The organism is Streptomyces sp. NPDC058371 (genome assembly GCF_042723265.1).
In the GTDB taxonomy this organism is placed as follows: domain Bacteria; phylum Actinomycetota; class Actinomycetes; order Streptomycetales; family Streptomycetaceae; genus Streptomyces.
Window position 1 is genome coordinate 1,602,983 of record NZ_JBHXJC010000001.1, and the last position, 17,539, is coordinate 1,620,521.

Here is a 17,539-nt window from a genome sequence, read left to right on the forward strand (position 1 = left end):
ATCGCGCGGGCCCACTGCTGCAGGGCAGCTTCTCCGACGAGATCGGCCGTGAACTCTTCAGCGTGACCGCCGAATTGTCGAGATCGGCAGGCTGGACGGCATTTGACGTCGGGCAGCACGACACCGCCCAGCGGCACTTCATCCAGGCTCTCCGCCTCGCCCGCGCCTGCGGCGACGTCCAGCTGGGCTGCTATGTCCTCACCACCATGGCGATGCAGTCTCTGATGCGTGGGTTCGCGTCCGAGGCCGTGGACATGGCCCAGGGCGCCTTCGAACGGGCCAAGGGTCAGGCCGTCCCCCGCGTGCTGGCGTTCACCAAAGCTCATCGAAGCCCGAGCCCATGCCCGCGAGAACGACTCCCGCGCCGCGTCGCGAGCCTTGAAAGCCTCCGAGGACCTCCTGGGGCAGGCGAAAGAGGACAGCGGCGACGAGCCCGCGTGGATCGACTTCTATCACCACGCCCGCCTCTCGGCGGATGCCGCCGAGGTCTTCCGAGACCTGAAGAACCCCAAGATGGCCCTGACCTGGAACCAGCAGGCCGCCGCCATGCCAACCGGGGCGTTCACCCGCTCTGTGGGCATGCGGCTCGCCATCGTCGGCACGGCTCACCTGCAGGCGCGCGACCAGGACCACGGCCTGGAGCTCGGCAACCGGTCCGTCGACATCCTCGCCCGCGTCCAGTCCTCCCGGGCCAAGGACTATGTCCGCGAGTTCAACACCGCACTCGCCCCCTGGCGACGCGAGCCGGCCGTGCGCGAGTTCATCCACCGGACCCGCAAGGAACTCGGCGTCGCCGCCTGAAGAACCCGTCGCGTCAGGTGCGAGGCGGGCGGAAGGCTACGACGTTGTCCGGAGCATCCTCAGCAGTCGGCTCCGGCTCACCCTGCACGGCATCGGGCCGTGCTACCGGCCGGCGAACCAGAGACCGAGGCGGCGGGGAGGTGGCGGGCGGGGTGTTGTTACGGGACCTGCTGGTAGGTGACCGTGGCAGCAGGGCACTGCTCGGCGAAGGCGGGGGCGACAGCGGCCGTCCGCGCTCAGGTGGAGCTTGGCGGTGAACCCGCCGCGCGAACGGCCCCGCCCACACCTCCTGGACCGCCTCCACCAGGTGGGCGAGCAGACTCTGCAACGGCGTCTCGCCTGAACTCCATCGAGGCGCAGTTCGAGATCTTCCGGGAGATCTGACAGGCGGCTGCCGCCGCACCCTGCCGGCCGACCGCCTCTTTCCCGGGTGGCTCTGCCCGGCGTCCTGCGGCACCGCGGGTGCCGGACGCGGGCAGCGCCGATCGGGACTACTGAGGGGTGAGTGTGAAGGACTGGGCAGCACCGCCGGAGCAGGTCCACTGCTGGAGCCGGGCGCCGTCGGTGGTGGAGACATCGGTGACGTCCAGGCACTGGGCGGGATTGCTGCGTGGCGTCAGGGTGTACGTGCCGCCTGCCTGAGGAACCGCCTTCCACTGCTGATTGGTACCGCCGCCGTAGGCCCAGAGCTGGATCTTCGCTCCGTTGCCGGCGCCCGTCCCGCCGGTGACGTCCCAGACGGCGTTGGCCGCGTTGCGGCTGACGACCTTGTAGTAGCCGCTGTCGGTGGGCTGGAACTGCCACTGCTGGTTGGTGCTCCCGGACACGCAGGTCCCCTGCTGGACGGCGGCGCCGTTGGCAGTCGAACCAGCCGCGTCGTCAACGCACTTGCCGCTGTTGGCGTTGGTGACCGTGTACCACTTCGTCGGGTCCACAGGCCCGCTGGTGCCCCCGCCGACGTCGGGCCAGATGTACGTGCCCACCGTCTTGGCGGGCAGCGTGCTGCTGACCTGCTGGCCGGCGGCCCGCAGCGTGAACGGCTGGTTGGAAGCTGTCTGGTTGACCACGACGGTCACCAGGCTGCCGTCGGGGTTGAGGAAGGCGACGTTGGTGACATTGCCGCTGGTGCCGTTGTTCGTCTGGACCCGGGTAGCGCCGCGTGCGATGAACTTCGAGAACTGGCCGACGATGTAGTACTCCGGCAGTGCCCAGTACGTGTCCGGGTTGCTCGGCGACTGGATGAACATGGTCGGGTCGGGTGCACCGGACCACTGCTCCGGGCTGCGGTTCTGATCGAGCATGGTGACCCAGTCCTGGTACATGATCGACTGGTTGCGGAAGTACTGGACGATCCGGTCCGCGCCGGCGGTGCCCCACACGGCACGCTCGGTCATGGCCACGTCCTTGGTCGGGTAGCTCGACTTGACCTGTCCCATGGCGGTCGGATCCCCGCCGTAGTCGTGGAAGGCGACGCCGTCGACCGAGTTGAACGCGCTGCTGGGTGAGCCGGGGTTGCCGAGGACCCCGGCGGTGTAGGCCGGGCCGTCGCCGAAGTTGTGGTCGTAGGCCCAGATCTTGGTGGCCGAGGCGCCGTTGCCGTTCAGCTCGCCGCGCAGTGCGGTGGCGATCCTGCGTTCCTGGTCGGCGGTGAGCGTCATGCCCGGGTAGTCCGGCGGCGAGAACAGCGGTTCGTTCTGCATCGTGACGGCGTACAGCGGCAGTCCCTGGCCCGCGTATGCCGTGACGGCCTTGCGCAAGTAAGTTGCGAGCACCGGGATGTTCGCGTCGGGAAGCGTGCCGCCGATCAGGCTGTTGTTGTTCTTCATCCAGGCCGGGGGGCTCCACACACTGCCGAACAACAGCAGGTTGGGGTTGATCGCCTTCGCTTCCTTGAGGACCGAGATGATCTTGTAGTCGATGTCCTTCTGGATGGAGAACCGCGACAGGCTCGGATCGGCCGCGCCGTCGTCGTAGGTGTAGAACTGCCGCGAGGTGAAGTCGCTCGAACCCAGCGGGATCCGGGCGATGTTGAACCCGGCACCGTTGACCGGGTCGACAAGCTTGCGCAGCGCTGCGGTACGCGCGGAAGCACTCATCCGGGACAGATTGTAGATCGTGGACTCCTCCAGCGAGGAGCCGACGCCCAGGACGGACTGGTAACGGGTGGCCGTGTCAGCGGTGATGGTGGCCGTGCCCGACACGGTGACCGCGGTGAGGTCGGACTGCCGCGACAACTGATACCGGGTGGAGGCCAGCCCCGTCGCCGGGTTGGTGAACCAGTTCGCGTTGGCCGGGCCGAATCCCGAGGCCGTCGACTCGGAGCTGAAGTACACCTGAACGGGAGCGCCGGCCGCTTGGGCCGACGGTGCGTTCACCGCGGTCAGAGCGACGGGTGCGAGCAGCGCGCCGACCGCCGTCGCCGTCAGCGCGAGCGTGGCCCGACGGCTGCGCACCACGGGACCGGCGGTCCGGGAGCGCGGTCGCCACCAGAATGGGTGTCTCAGAGGCACGGGAACTCCTGATCGGGTGAGGGATGTCGCCTGCCGCCCGGTGTGAGCCGGTGGGACTCGCTCGTCCGACTCTGGGCGTGCGGTGCGGGCGCTGGATCGGGGGGCGTTCCTAAGGCGGGAGGCTGACGCGACTGTGGTGGACGATCAGTGGGGTGACACAAGGGATTCACGGCTTTTTACAAGCCGTGAACTTAGAGGGGTGCTGAAGTACCGTCAACCCTCGCGTCTCAATGGGCGCATCAGGTGTGGTGTCTCGGGACCGGTCGGTCGCTGTCTCCGTGCGTCGTGACAACCTGGCACGCAGAAGGCCCGACCGGACCGACCTGGTCCGGAGCCGAGCCGATGGCAAAGGGGCCAGCACGGGTGACAGAACCGATGCGCTTCCATCTCAACTGCCGAGGAAAAGTTCTCCAAGTGGATCGGCTCGTATGCGATCGAGGCAGCAGAGGTCGTATTGACGGAGCGGACCGGTGCCGGCGACCACGTGCTCATGAGCTGGCCCGAGGACGCCTGGTGTCAGCCCGCCGCGGTGTCGGGGTGCCGTACGAGCTTCCTGAGCGCGGCTTCGAATTCGTAGCGGGACTGCTGGGCAGCCTTGGCGTGCTCGGTGACCGCGGCCTGGGCGAGCGCGGCAAGGCGACGCCACTCGAGCTGCTGGGCGTCCCATGCGGCCCGCTGTTCGTCGCCTCCGCGCTCCGCGCCCAGCCGCAAGGGGCCCGGCACCTCCATGAACTCGCCGACGGCGGCGGCGTCGACTAGGCCATCCGAAGCGCTGTCCATACCGCCTGAGCAGCGTTTGACTGCTGAAGAGCCAGGCGGTACGGACGGCTGAGGAACACCGTCGGCAGACAGAAACAGGATGTACAGCGATGACCGTCGTGGCGAGCGCCGTTCGCACTGCGCTTGATGCCGCCTCCGGCCCGGCTGCCTTGCTGGTCGCAGCTAGCCGGGCTCCCAACAACTTGCCCACGGCGGTCGGGCGTGGGCAAGGAGCAGGTGCACCGCGTAGAGAAGGCCGCCGAGCGGGCGCGCATCTGCACCCGGGCCCAAGCCCGGAGCCGGATCCGGGCGCGGACATGATCGGCGCCGACGAGGTGCGCGAGGGCGCCTACCGGCTCTCCCGCGCCGCAGGCGACCCGGCCCCGGGGCACGACGGCCCTCGCGGGGCCGGACCCGGACGGGAACGCGCATGAGATCTCAAGAACCAGGGCGCGCGGCCGGGGAGCCCGGCGGCGGGGTCGACTTCCCGCCCGTGGAGAACGGGCTCGACTATCTGCTCAGCGTCGTCGAGCACCTCGCCCGACCGCCGCAGGATATGACCCCCCGTCACCTGAAGTACGCAGTTCTGCATCTCCAGGCCGCCACCGAGGTGCTGTTGAAGTCCGTCTCCAGCGCGAGCACTGGACGCTGGTCCTCCAGAACCTGGATGTGGCCCGGGCAAGCAAGAACAAGAAGATGACCCAGGCTCTCTTCGACTGTGGCGATTTCGTCTGACAAATCCGCGAGCGATCACCAGGTGGATGATGCGCTGAACTGAGGATCTAGCGATCGTTTGAGGATCTTTTGTTGTGGTGGGACACGGCTCTGAGCTGGTGTTACCTAGGATCTTCGGGATTCCGAGTTGCTCTGACGTGCAGATCTAGTGATCCTTTCGGAATGCAGTGATCGGCTCGGGATTTTCTATGGCTGCGCGTGGTTCGGGTGGCTAGGTTTGCGCTCGTCAGGGGTTGTTCTGCCGGATCGTGCCTGTGACCAGCTACGACGAGAAGCAAGGGCCATGCTGGGGGCGGGCCGTTTACGCGCCCGACCGGCGGGCCGATGGCTCCCGCCTGCCGAAGCTCGCCGTGTCCAGCTCACTGTCCGAACTGCGTGGGCGGTGAGGGCATTCGACGAGGCGGGGCGCATCTTCGCCAAGGGTGCTTGGCGCCGTCCGGCGCGCCTGGGTGGGCGTCGGAGCGCGGTGGGATTACGTCGATACAGGGCCCGCGGAGCCGTCTGATGAGTCCATGGATGTTCTGCAGGCGGTGATACGGGGCGCGTTCGTCCCGCTGGCACGGTTGGCCGTGCGCCGGTCGGCGGACTCTGGGGGCGTTGCCAGGGGGCAACGCTCGCTAGTCGAGCATCCTGCGGAAGTCGAAGGTGCGCCATCGTTCGGGCCGCATGTGGATCTCGATGTTGTCGGCCGAGGACCCTTCCGTCGCGTTCACGTAGTCGGTGGCGGCGTCGCCCATGTAGCGGGCGGCCATGTCGAGGCGCTCCTGTTTCGAGGTGGGCCTGATGTCGGACACCGGACCTTCCACCGTCACGTATCGGTAGTCCTCGACTTCGGCCACCTGCGCGCACAATGCGAACCGGCCCGCTTCCTCGATGAGCCGGGCCTTGCGCGCGACGGGGGCCGTGATCACCTTGACGAACCCGCCCTGCTGGTACTCGTACCAGATCGGGGTGGTCAGGGGGCCACGTTCCGGCTCGGCCGTGACGCTCAGGATTCCGACATACGGTTCTGCCTAGTCAGTCAGTTTGGGCAGATAACGATCAATCCATTTCCGCACTGCAGCACGTGACCGGTTCATGACCGTGATCCGCTCCCGGCACACGCCTTACCACTTTCGTAACGCAGGCATGTGAAACAGACGCCTCGCGGCGGTCTCGGCATCGGCCGCCCGCCCGAGCGCGACCTGAACTGCATCGTGGACGCCAAGGTTGTGTCCGGCACCGCCTCCATGCTCCGGGCATTCCGCGCAACGCCGCTCGCCCGAACCTGACGGCAGTCAGCTGCTGTTCGAGCCCTTCAAGGCGTTCCTCATCACCGCGTACCAGCAGTCCGTTCGGCGATCACTCCGCTCAGCGCTCGGACTTCGTGAATTGCCTCAGTGCGGTCGGCGACTTCCTGGTGCCGACGGTTGACGCTGAGTACATTCGGGCCGACTTTGACCGCGGCTTGTTGGGCGGAGCGATCCCTTGCCGCTGCCTCCGCTCTCTCGCCCGCGCCCGGGTGGCGCGGGCAGCAGTGGCAGCCCTGCGGATCGCGTCGCGCAGGGCCGCGTTGCTGAGGTGTGTACGGGCGGTCAGCTGCCGGCACGACGTCCGGGGCGGCACAACTGACCGTTCTACGGCGCTCGGGGTGTGTCGGACCTCGGGCTGTTGCCTCCTCGGGGCCGTCTTCCTCCGGTTCCGGGAGCCCGCGGGGCCGGTAGGTCGGCCACGGCTTCTCGGAATTGGTCGGGGACGACGCTCGTTGGGGGTTCGCAGGCGGAGTCCGTGCACGCCGGCGCGGCTCGACCGGAGCTGCGCTTGAGCTGTCAACTGAGTGAGTTCGGGTCTACGGAAGTGGATACTTGTCGGGGGTTGCCAGCGAGAGATCGCGGAGCTGCCCCAGGGGGCTTCACGTTTTCAGATCGTGTAGATCGTCCGCCCGGCGCGGCAGTTGATGCCGCGACAGAGCGGGCACGGAACCCGTTATCCGGAGCCTGATCGTGCGTGCCTGAGGGCGCAGTGCGAACGGGGGCCATACGTCGGGGCCGCAGGCGCGGGAGCCGAGGCCGTGCTGGGCCGCGTCGATGATCAGGTGACTGGTCGTCGAGTCGGGGAGCTCGAAGGGGTGCCGGGCCTCGGTGATCTGATGAGGGGTGTGGCGGCTGAGGGTGAAGCCTGGGCGCCGGCCCTGGGTGTCTGGCAGGGCGGTGATGCGCAGCACGCGCTCCGCACCGCTGGTCAGCGTCAGGTGCCGTAGTCCGGAACGGTGCCCGGTTTCCTGGGGGCGCGCGTAGTCGACCGAGAGATCACCGACCGGGGCGGCGAAGAGTCCCGTGCGTGCCGCGTGGAGGCTGTCAGGGTAGGACTCGAACGGGCCCAGCCCGAACCACTCGGCACCGTCGACGGGAGCCGTGCCGTCGGGCAGGCCGAAGTGCACACCGATCCTCGGCCACACGGTCCGCCAGCCGCTCGACGGTTCGATCTCCACGCGCAGTTCGAGTTCGTCCCCCTCGACCGACCAGACGGTCTCCACCGTCACGGACAGGGCGGAGTGCGCGGCGGAGACCTTGTCGACGGTGCGCAGGGCGTCGGCCGCGTGCTCCACGGTGACCCTCCGTGCGGTGAGCCGGTCCAGGCCGTCCCCGCGCCACAGGTCGGCGCTGGACACCCCGGCGACACTGTCGTCGCTGCCTTCGAGGCGGTCTCCCGGGGCCTCGTCGTTGTCCGTAGGGGCGCGGAACAGTTCCAGCCGCGGTCCGGTCACGGCGCGACCGGCGAGACGGGTGAGCGACCCGTCGGCGAACTCGGCGATGCCGAGGGTGAGGGTGCCGTCGCCCGGCCGCCAGTCGGCGCGCGGACGGGCGCGGGGGACCGGCCGCCGCACCGAGTGGTCGTACTGCGCGGTCGCCACGACATGCCCCTCCGCCGCCCAGGCGGTGCCCGTCGCCAGTACCGCGTCGATCGTGAGCCAGGTCTCGGCGTCCGGGGACACCGTGACCCGGGGAAGCGTCACCCGACCCGACTCGCCCGCCGCGACCACGGGGACATCCAGTTCGCCCGAGTCCACGGACACTCCGTCGTGCTCGACCCGCCAGCAAAACCGCAGATCCGACGTGTCGGCCGAGTGCCGCAGGTTCGTGATCGCGGCCTTCTCGCCGTCGAAGGCGAAGCGAAGCGGCTGCACGACCGCCTTGAACTCGTGGAGGCTGGGCGTGGGGACGTCGTCGCTCAACAGCATGCCGTCCATCACGAAGTTGCCGTCGTGCACGACCTCGCCGAAGTCGCCGCCGTAGGCGTAGTACGGAGTTCCGTCCGGGGCCGTCGCCAGGAGGCCGTGGTCCCGCCACTCCCAGACGAAGCCGCCGTGCAGCCGCGGATACTCGTGTACGAGCGCCTCGTACTGGTCGAACGCGCCCGGCCCGTTGCCCATCGCGTGGGCGTACTCGCACAACAGGAACGGTTTGCCGCGCTGACGGGCACTCTGCGCCGGGGTGCAGTCCAGGAGGGTGGACGAGGCGTCGTCGGTGCAGACCCGCTCGGTCTCCGGGACCGTCGGGTACATGCGTGAGTAGACGTCCGTGTACTCGCCGGTGTGGTCGCCCTCGTAGTGCACAGGCCGTTCGGCGTCCCGGGCGTGGACCCATGCCGACATCGCGGCGAGGTTGCTGCCGGAGCCCGCCTCGTTGCCGAGCGACCAGATGACAACGCTGGGATGGTTCTTGTCCCGCTCGACGGTCCGCTGGATGCGGTCGAGGTAGGCCGGGCGCCACGCCGGGTCGTCGCTCGGGTTGCCGACCCAGCCGATCTTGTCGAAGCCGTGGGTCTCCAGGTCGCACTCCAGGACGACCCAGAACCCGAGTTCGTCGGCGAGGTCGAGGAGCCGGGGGTGCGGAGGATAGTGGCTGGTGCGGATGGCGTTCACGTTGAACCGCTTCATCCGGGCGAGGTCCTCGCGCGCGTGCCGCTCGTCGAAGACCCGGCCGCGCTCGGGATGCGCCTCGTGACGGTTCACCCCGTGGAAGACCACCCGGCGGCCGTTGACCAGGAATTGGTCGCCGCGGATTTCGACCGTGCGGAAACCCACCCGCAGGGCGATGCTCTCCGTCGCCGAGGAGACCGTGGCCTCGTACAGGCGCGGCTCCTCCGCCGACCAGGGCTCCACCCCGGCCACGTCCAGCGGGGCCACCTCGGCCGCGGTCGCCCAGACCCGCTCGACGCCGAGTTCGGGGATCCGCAGGGTGACGGGGAAGGCCGACGCGTCGGCGGTGACCTCCGGGTCGATCCGGCCCAGCCCGGCGGCGTAACCGGTCCTGAGCCAGACGTCCTCGATGCCCCCGGCCGGCCGGGCGAGAAGGGTGACGTCGCGGAAGATCCCCGGCAGCCACCACTGGTCCTGGTCCTCGAGATAGCTCGCCGCGGACCACTGGTACACCCGCACCGCGACGACGTTGTCACCCGGACGCACCGCGTCCGTCACATCGAACTCGTGGGCGAGCCGGCTGCCACTGGCGCCGCCGGTCTCCACGCCGTTGACCCACACCGTGAAGAGCGACTCGACCCCGTCGAACCGCAGCACGATCCGCTCGGCGCCCGACCAGCCGTCGGGAAGGCCGAAGTGGCGGCGATAGTCGCCCGTGGGGTTCTCGTCCGGGACGTGGGGCGGATCGATCGGGAACGGGAACTGGATGTTCGTGTAGGCGGGCCTGCCGTAGGCGCCGTCCCCCTCCAGCACCCAGTGCGCGGGCACCGCCAGGGTGTCCCAGCCGTCGTCGGAGAAGTCGTCGGCTACGAAGTCCGTCGCGACCGACGCCGTGGGGGACAGCCGGAAGCGCCAAGTCCCGTTGAGGGAGAGGGCAGGGGCGTCGGAGTGCAGCCACGAGCGCGCCCGGCGCAGTGCGCCGCGCCCCGGTGCCGGGTCCGAAACATACGCGGAGAGCTCGGAGAGCAAGAGGTCACGTCTTTCTTCGTGGAGGCGCGGCGGACGTCGCCCGTGCCGTGACGGAGGTGGGGGTCGGTGACGGTCGGTTCGTACGGCGGGGCGGTTCTGGTCGGCGTACATGGCCGGTGGCGGGCCTGGGAGCAGGTCGCGCTCCGTGCGTACGGCTGCCGACAGTTGGAGCGGTTACTGGTGTCGGTCCCGGCCGGCTGGTACGACCCGAGCCGGTTGTCCGCATCGGTCGTGTCCGGTTCGTACGTCTGCCGGCGGTAATTGGTGTTGGTCTCGCTCGGCTCGTACGTCCTGCGGCGTGACCGTGTGCTGGTCACGGCCGGGTTGTACGTCTGCCGGCGGGACGCGGTGTTGGACTCGATCGGCTCGTCCAGCCCGCGGCGGGTCCGTGTGTCGGTCGCGTCCGGTCCGTGCCATCCGCCGCGGGACCAGGTGACGGTCACGGTCGGCTCGTGGGGGCGGTGGGGTGCTGCCTCAGCACGACCGTGCGGATCTCCCAGGGCGCGAGGACGAGTTCGAGGCGGCCCTGCGCCGGCGTGGTGGAGAGCGGCCGGCCGAGCAGGTCGACCGTGGTGGCCTCGGTGAAGTCACCCGTGAGACGGGCGGTCGATCCGGTGTCGCTCAGCGCGGCTAGCCGGACCTCGATGCCGTCCCCGACTCCGTGCCCGTGCCCGTCGGCGAGGGCCCGGCGGATGCTGGAGACGAACACGTCCTTGCCGTCGACCCGTACGCCGCTCACGTCGGCCGGCAGGGTGCCCCCGGCGGGTGCGGTACCCCGCGTGACGAGCACGTCGTTGCGGAACTCCTCGGCGAGGGCGACCGCGTCCGCCCCCTGCCATCCGGTGGCCGAGGGCAGGACGGCGAGCCGGTTCTCGATGCGCATACCGAGGTCCTGCGCGCCCGGGGCGGGGATCTCGCTTGCCGCGGGCTCGTCGCGCAGGGGGTGGATGTTGACGCTGATCGAGCCGATCGCGCGCAGCAGCGTGAGGGCCAGCGCCGAGCCGTCGTCGACGAGTTCGTACTCGCCGGAGTGGTCGAGGAGGACGGTGGCCGGCCCTGCCGACACGAAGGTGCTCGCTGGGAAGGTCGGCAGCGGGTACTCGCCCCAGCCGCCCTCCGCCGTGAGTCCGCGCTCGGTGACGGCGAACTGCCCGGCGGAGGCGGACGTGGTCACGGGCCGGGGCAGCGGCACGTGGAAGCGCAGCCGGTGGTCGGCGGACCGGTTGAGGAAGGCGGTCGAGATCCGTACGAACGGCTCGCCCGTGCGCAGCTCCACCAGCATCTCCACCGGGGTCGGGACGGTGGTGCCGCCGCGCACGTCACGGTCGGCGGCGAGCGCGGCGGGCCACTCGTAGACGCGGGTGACGCGCAGCCGGGCACGCAGCGGCCCGCTCTCGACGAGCTCGACGGTGATCTGGGCCGGGGCCGACACCAGCTTGTCCCGGGCCGGGGGAGCGTAGTTGTAGCTGTCGCCGCGGTCACCGCCGTCGACCAGGCGGCCGACCCCTGACAGGACGGTGCCGTCCGCGCCGGTCACGGTCAGGGTGCCGTCGTCGGCGACGACGACCTCGACCAGGCCGTTGGACAGTGCGTCCGCCGACGGTGTCACGGTGGCCGTGGCCGGTGCGAGTTGTGAGGCCCAGGCGGTGTCCTGGCCGGCTGCCGAGACCCGGACAGAGGTCAGCCCGGAGGCGGGCACGTGCACGGGCACCAGCGCGGTCGCCCGCGCCTGGGCCAGCGTTCGCACCTGCCACTCGCCCGGATGCGCGGCCGCTGCGGCGGCGACCTCGCGACGCAGGACCAGCAGGTCGAACGGCCCGCTGGCCGGTACCTCGGCGAGGTGGAACACCAGTGAGCCCGGGGTGAGTTCGTAGCGGTCGATCAGCAGTCCGAACAGTTCCCGACGGTGGATACGGCGCAGTACGCGTTCGAGCTGCGAGGCGTCCATGCGCTCGTCGCTGAGCACGGTCGGGTCCTCGGAGATCAGCTGCACGGGATGCGTCGATCCGTCGGCGCCGGTGGCGACGAGCGCGGTCCCGGCAACCGGAGCCAGGACATCCACCTCGACCAGCGCCGTGCGCGGCGCCGGCAGCGGATTGGTCACCAGGTAGGCGTCGCTCGGCACCCGGGCGGCGGGCTCGGCGAGCGCCGCGTCCCGCACGGCACGGGCTGTCTGCGCGGCCTCGGCGAGCCGCGCCGCGACCTGGTCGCAGGTCTCGTCGGAGCCGGAACCGACCACCGAGTCGTGCGCGGTGGACTCGATGATCTTGTGCCAGGCGAGGGAGAGGAAGGCCGAGTCGTCGCGTCGCGACCACAGCGCGTTCACGCGCTCGGCGTGGTCGACCGTCCGCTCGGCGACGGCCATCCGCTGCTTGAGCCCGAGCCGCACGGACAGCACGCCCGGCAGGATGTTGCCCCGCACATGGCTGCGCAGCTCACCGGTGACGACGGAGGTCACCTCGTCGCGTACATGCCCCCGGATGTACTCGTCGAGCGTCGCGACGGTGATCGGCAGCTCCGTGCCGGACGCCTTGCGGAGCCAGGCCGCCAGCTGCGGGTCGGGCGCGTTGTGGTCGGTGCCCGCCATGGCCAGCACCGGGTCGCCGCCCCACCGCTCGGCCGTCATCTGCGCGTACTCGCCGAGCGCGCGGCCGATCTGGTCGGGCACCAGGAGGACGTCCAGACCGTTGTCGTAGCCGTCGAAGAGGAACTCGGTGCGCACCTCGGAGCCGTCCGGGGCGCGCCAGTAGAAGGCGTGCCCCTCGACCGAGCCGGGCACCCCGCGCCACAGCGCCGCGTGCTCGATCCCGGCGCGCGCCAGGATCTGCGGCATCTGCGCGACGTGGCCGAACATGTCCGGCAGATAGCCGATGGGCATCGCGCCGCCGAGCCGCTCCGCCGCGGCCCACCCCATCTGGAGGTTGCGCACGATGGTCTCGCCGGAACACAGGAACTCGTCGAGCAGGATCAGCCAGGGGCCGATCGCCAGCCGGCCCTCGCGGACCAGGGCCACGACCCGGTCGCGGTTCTCCGGACGCATCTCCAGGTAGTCCTCGACCGCTGCCATCTGACCGTCGACGGTGAACCGGAAGTCCGGGTTCGCCTCCGCCGTCTCCAGCACGGTGTCGAGGGCGGTCACGAGCCGGTGCCGGAAGACCTGGAAGGGCTCGTACCACTCCCGGTCCCAGTGGAAGTGGGGGACGAATACTGCGGAGTTGGGCATGGGGGGGCGGACCTTCTGTACGGAGTGGGGGACGGCGGCGGTCACTTGAGGGAGCCGGCGGCGAGCCCGCTGCGCCAGAACCGCTGGAGGACGATGAACAGGATGATCACGGGCACGATCGACACCAGCGAGCCCATGATCACGGACTCCTGGAGGAGCGGGGTGCGGGCGGTCTGGCCGTTCCAGGTGAAGAGGCCGAGCGTGATCGGGAAGAGCTCCTCCTTCTGGAGCATCACCATCGGGAGGAAGAAGTTGTTCCAGATGCCGACGAACTGGAACAGGAAGATGGTCACCAGCGCCGGGGACATCAGCCTGAACGAGACCGAGAAGAACGTGCGGAACTCGCCGGCACCGTCGAGGCGCGCGGACTCGATGAGTTCCTGCGGCACAGCGGCGTTCGCGAAGATCCTCGCGAGATAGACGCCGAACGGGCTGACGATGCTGGGCAGGAACACCGCGAAGTAGGTGTTGACGAGTCCGACCTCGGAGAACAGCAGGAACAGCGGCAGCGCCAGCGCGGTGCTGGGGACCAGCACGCCGCCGAGAATCACCGAGAACAGGAACTCCCGGCCGCGGAAGCGGAACTTGGCGAGCGCGTAGCCGCACAGCGCCGAGATGAGGGTACCCACGGCCGCGCCCAGCACGGCGTAGACGACCGTGTTGAGGATCCATCGGGCGAAGATGCCGTCGTTGAAGGTGATCAGGGTGTGCAGGTTGTCGAACAACTGGAAGTTCGAGAACGCCAGGCCGCTGGTGGAGGCGAGATCGCCCTGCGGTTTGGTCGCCGCGACGATCAGGAAGTACAGCGGCAGCATGAAGTAGATCGCCAGCACGAGCATCAGGGCCATGATGGCCGTACGGCTCACGCGGTTTTCCTGGTCACGGGGTTGCTTGTTCACAGTCCCGCCCTCTTGGAGGTCAGTCGCATGAACCCGAAGCTCAAGACGAAGGTGATGACGGCGACGACCACCGAAATGGCTGCGGCCTGCTGGTAGTTGTTCCCGATGGCCACGGTGTACGCCAGCATGTTCGGGGTGAACGTGCTGGAGATGTTCGAGGAGATCTGGCGCAGCACGGCCGGCTCGGAGTACAGCTGGAGTGTGCCGATGATCGAGAACACCGTGGTCATGACGATGGACGGGGCGATGATCGGAACCTTGATGCGCCAGGCGATGGCCCAGTTGCCGGCCCCGTCGATCCTCGCGGCCTCGTAGAGTTCCTGCGGGATGGACTGCAGCGCCGAGAACATGATCAGCATGTTGTAGCCGGTCCACAGCCAGGTCGAGATGTTCGCCGCCGACCACAGCACGGCACCCGGGCCCAGGAAGTCCGGCTTCAGGCCGATGCCGTTCAACAGGTCGACGATGGGGCTGAGTTGCGGCGAGTAGAGATACGACCACATGATCGCGGCGATGACGCCGGGCACCGCGTACGGCATGAACGCGGCGGTGCGGAAGAACCCCTTGAGCTTCAGCAGGTGGGTGTCGAGGAGCAGCGCCATGACCAGCGCGGTGAACAGCATCACGGGCACCTGCACGATGCCGAACAGGCCGATACGGCCGATGCTGTTCCAGAACTCGTCGTTCTGGAACACCTCGACGTACTGCTCGAAACCGCCGAACGTCGTGTACGAGGTGCCGTACTGACCGCCGGAGCGGCGGACCACGCGGAAGCTCTGCCAGAGCGCGTAGCCGATGGGCACCAAGTAGAAGAGGACGAACGGCAGGAAGAAGGGTGTCAGGAACGCGGCGATGGTGCCGGCCCGGGGGCCGCCGACGTCCAGACGCGGACGGCGGCGGCCCCGGGGCGGTGGTGACACCGCGTCGGTGGGGCGGGTGGCGATGTCGGTCATTCCGTGGTCACTTGCCCGCCGTGGCCGGGATCGCCAGGTCGTCCATCGACTTCAGCGCGGAGGCCTGAGCAGCGGCAAGCGCGTCGGTCAGCTTGCCGTCCCCGGCCACCGCCTTGGACATCGCGTCCTGCAGTGCCAGGTTCACCGTCTTCTGGGTGGGACCCCAGCTGAAGTCGGTGTCGACCTTCTTGGACGACGCGGCGAAGACGTCGAAGATCTTCTCGTTGTTGTAGTACGGCACGCCCTTGGACAGCGCCGGCATGTCCAGCCCGTCGGTGGACGCCGGGTACAGGCCGCCCAGGTCGTTCGCCATCGCGAGTGCGTCGGGGTCGGTGTTCAGCCACGTGTTGAACTCGGCAGCCTCATAGAGATGCTTGCCGCCCTTCATGAACGCGACGGTCGAGCCGCCCCAGTCGCCGGAGTTGCCGTCCGCACCCCAGGTCGGCATCGGGACGATCGACCACTTGCCGGCCTGGTCGGGAAGGTTGTCACGCATCCCCGTGTAGCCCCAGGCCGCCCCGATCTGGGTGGCCATCTGGTCGTTCTGGTAGGCGGCGAACATCTGCGTCGACCCGTTGGCGAGGTCGGTACGCACGAGCTTGTCGTCGATCAGCTTCTGCCAGTAGTCGGCGACCTGCTTGCTCTTGTCCGACTCCACGGTGACGTGCCACTTGTCGTCGGAGTAGCTGTACATGTTCGCGTTGTTCTGCCAGAGGAGCCCGTTGAACCATTCGGCGTTGTTCGGGTCGAAGAACGTCATGGTGAGCTTCGGGTCCGCCTTGTGCAGCTTCTCCGCGGCGGTGGTGTACTCGTCCCAGGTCGTCGGAATCGGGACGTCGTACTTCTTGAAGATGTCGGTGCGTACGTACATCGCCATCGGGCCCGTGTCCTGCGGAAGGGCGAACACCCCTTCGCCGCCGAAGCTGGCCTGCGACCAGGTCCACGGAACGAACTTCGACTTGGCGTCGGCGGCCGTCTTGCAGGCCGACGCGTCAACGAAGGCGTCCTGGGAGCGCAGGGTGGGCAACTGGTCGTAGCCGACCTGGGCGAGGTCCGGCGCCGTACCGGCCTTGAGGGCGTTGCCGATCGCGCCGTACTGGTCGTTGGAGATGTTCTTCGACTCGACCTGGATGTCGGGATGTTCCTTGTTCCACAGGTCGACGACCTTGTCCATGCCGTTGACGGTGTTCCAGTACTGGAGGGTGACCTTGCCCTTGGAGGGCTCACAGGAGGCGGCGGACGCGTTGTCGGACGACGAGTCGGACGACGAACACCCGGCGAGGACGACCACGCCGGCGGCCGCGGCTGCGATGACGAGGCGAGTACGTGTGACTGTGCTGCTCATATCTTCCGTTCCAGAGAACGACTAGCGACGGTGCTAGGCGGGGTCGACGTTGACACCTGGAGGCGGATGCCTTCTGGTTGGAATGTGATTCCGTGAGCGGTACCGTGAGCGCTCACGGGAGCGGTAACGGGGCGCTGATGAGAGGGCTTGTCGTGAAGTGATTGGGATTTTGCGCTTCGGTTGGGTCGAGTGTCAAGGCTCCGGAGCCAGGGGAGCGCCGGGGAGCACGATCAACCGTTCGCACGCGTGGTCGCACCACAATGGCGGCCCGGGGCATACTCAGTGACCCTTGCGACGCGCGCGCGTCGACAATAGGCGGAGGTGAACGATGGCGTCGTCCGGGACCGGACCCCGCCGGGTGACGATCGACGATGTGGCCCGCAGCGCCGGGGTGTCCCGGCAGACGGTGTCCCGTGCGCTCAACGACAAGGACGAGATCGGTGTCGCCACCAAGCAGCGCGTCCTCGATGCCGCCCTCGCGTTGGGATACCGGCCGAGCCGGTTCGCTCGAGGGCTCGTCCGCCAGGACACGATCAGCGTCGGGCTGGTGATCCCCGATCTGCTCAACCCCTTCTTCACCGAGGTCGCCGCCGCCTCGCTGGACGAGGCACGGGCCCGCGGCTGGCATGTCGTCGTGTGCGAAACCAGTGATCGCGTCGAGGAGGAGCGGGGCACCCTGGAGGCGATCGCCTCGCAGGTGGACGCTGTCGTGGGGTACATGAGCCTGGCCGAGGAGGAGATCGACCGGCTGACCCGGGGGATGCCGGTTGTACTCATCGACCGGGAGCACCGCACGGAGCGGTTCAGCGCGATCCGGATCGACGGAGAGCAGGGCGTTGCCTCCGCGATCCGCCATCTGGCCGAGTCGGGGCACCGGCGGATCGGCATGCTCGATCACGCGGGTCGGTCCGAGCCGAGCAACCGGCACGACTGGTTCGCCGCCGCGATGGACGCCTGCGGACTCGACTCCGACGCGGTGTGCCGCGCCGACCAGAGCGTGGAGGGTGGGGAGGGCGCGCTGAAGGACCTGCTCGCCCAGCACCCCGACGTCACCGCCGTGTTCACGTTCAACGACATCATCGCCATCGGCGCACTGCGTGCCGCCCGCCGGCTCGGACGCCAGGTCCCCCAGGACCTCGCCGTTATCGGCTTCGACGGCCTTCAGCTCGGATCCCTGATCGAACCGCCACTGTCCACCGTCGCCCTCGACACCCGGGAGCTCGGCGCGCTCGCCGTCGAACAGGCGGCGCGGCTGCTGACCCACAGCGGCGGACTCAGCCGGGACGAGATGGTGGTCCACGGAAAACTGCGGTTGCGGGAGTCGGCGTAGGGTCGGCCGGCGCTCTCAGCCGGTAGGGCGCGTTTCGCAATGCGTGCACCGATC

The 17,539-nt window shown here is 68.9% G+C and carries 12 protein-coding genes; 4 read left to right on the forward strand and 8 right to left on the reverse strand.

Features of this window, described 5'->3' with window-relative positions; translation table 11 throughout:
* Positions 1-378: 378 nt before the first annotated feature.
* Positions 379-801: a hypothetical protein gene (locus ACFWM2_RS07070; RefSeq protein ID WP_383273821.1), complete on the forward strand. Its 423-nt coding sequence runs from the start codon at positions 379-381 to the stop codon at positions 799-801.
* 491 nt (positions 802-1,292) lie between these two features.
* Here ACFWM2_RS07070 and ACFWM2_RS07075 read toward each other — a convergent pair whose 3' ends face one another.
* Positions 1,293-3,257, reverse strand: a complete 1,965-nt coding sequence (locus ACFWM2_RS07075; protein ID WP_383273823.1) for an RICIN domain-containing protein — start codon at positions 3,255-3,257, stop codon at positions 1,293-1,295.
* 570 nt (positions 3,258-3,827) lie between these two features.
* Positions 3,828-4,091 (reverse strand): hypothetical protein, encoded by a 264-nt coding sequence (locus ACFWM2_RS07080; protein WP_383273825.1) that lies wholly within the window; start codon positions 4,089-4,091, stop codon positions 3,828-3,830.
* A gap of 409 nt (positions 4,092-4,500) precedes the next feature.
* Between ACFWM2_RS07080 and ACFWM2_RS07085 the strand changes: the two genes are divergently transcribed.
* A complete protein-coding gene (locus ACFWM2_RS07085; protein WP_383273827.1) occupies positions 4,501-4,770 on the forward strand; it encodes a hypothetical protein in 270 nt (89 codons plus the stop codon).
* Between the two features lie 652 nt (positions 4,771-5,422).
* Here the strand turns inward: ACFWM2_RS07085 and ACFWM2_RS07090 are convergent.
* Positions 5,423-5,800, reverse strand: a complete 378-nt coding sequence (locus ACFWM2_RS07090) for a pyridoxamine 5'-phosphate oxidase family protein (protein WP_383274237.1) — start codon at positions 5,798-5,800, stop codon at positions 5,423-5,425.
* Between the two features lie 135 nt (positions 5,801-5,935).
* Here ACFWM2_RS07090 and ACFWM2_RS07095 point away from each other — a divergent pair, with 135 nt between their 5' ends.
* On the forward strand, positions 5,936-6,076 hold the full coding sequence (locus ACFWM2_RS07095; RefSeq protein ID WP_383273829.1) for a hypothetical protein: 141 nt from the start codon (positions 5,936-5,938) through the stop codon (positions 6,074-6,076).
* Between the two features lie 620 nt (positions 6,077-6,696).
* Here ACFWM2_RS07095 and ACFWM2_RS07100 read toward each other — a convergent pair.
* From ACFWM2_RS07100 to ACFWM2_RS07120, 5 genes are all read right to left on the reverse strand, one after another.
* Positions 6,697-9,735: a glycoside hydrolase family 2 TIM barrel-domain containing protein gene (locus ACFWM2_RS07100; protein WP_383273831.1), complete on the reverse strand. Its 3,039-nt coding sequence runs from the start codon at positions 9,733-9,735 to the stop codon at positions 6,697-6,699.
* 439 nt (positions 9,736-10,174) lie between these two features.
* Positions 10,175-12,958 (reverse strand): glycosyl hydrolase-related protein, encoded by a 2,784-nt coding sequence (locus ACFWM2_RS07105; RefSeq protein WP_383273833.1) that lies wholly within the window; start codon positions 12,956-12,958, stop codon positions 10,175-10,177.
* A gap of 41 nt (positions 12,959-12,999) precedes the next feature.
* Positions 13,000-13,806: a carbohydrate ABC transporter permease gene (locus ACFWM2_RS07110; RefSeq protein WP_383274241.1), complete on the reverse strand. Its 807-nt coding sequence runs from the start codon at positions 13,804-13,806 to the stop codon at positions 13,000-13,002.
* A 47-nt stretch (positions 13,807-13,853) separates the two neighbouring features.
* Positions 13,854-14,810, reverse strand: coding sequence for a carbohydrate ABC transporter permease (locus ACFWM2_RS07115; RefSeq protein WP_383273835.1), 957 nt, complete (start codon positions 14,808-14,810; stop codon positions 13,854-13,856).
* Between the two features lie 7 nt (positions 14,811-14,817).
* Entirely contained in the window at positions 14,818-16,155 is a 1,338-nt protein-coding gene (locus tag ACFWM2_RS07120) for an ABC transporter substrate-binding protein (protein ID WP_383273837.1), read from the reverse strand.
* Between the two features lie 328 nt (positions 16,156-16,483).
* Between ACFWM2_RS07120 and ACFWM2_RS07125 the strand changes: the two genes are divergently transcribed.
* Positions 16,484-17,485 (forward strand): LacI family DNA-binding transcriptional regulator, encoded by a 1,002-nt coding sequence (locus tag ACFWM2_RS07125; RefSeq protein ID WP_383273839.1) that lies wholly within the window; start codon positions 16,484-16,486, stop codon positions 17,483-17,485.
* Positions 17,486-17,539 lie beyond the last annotated feature (54 nt).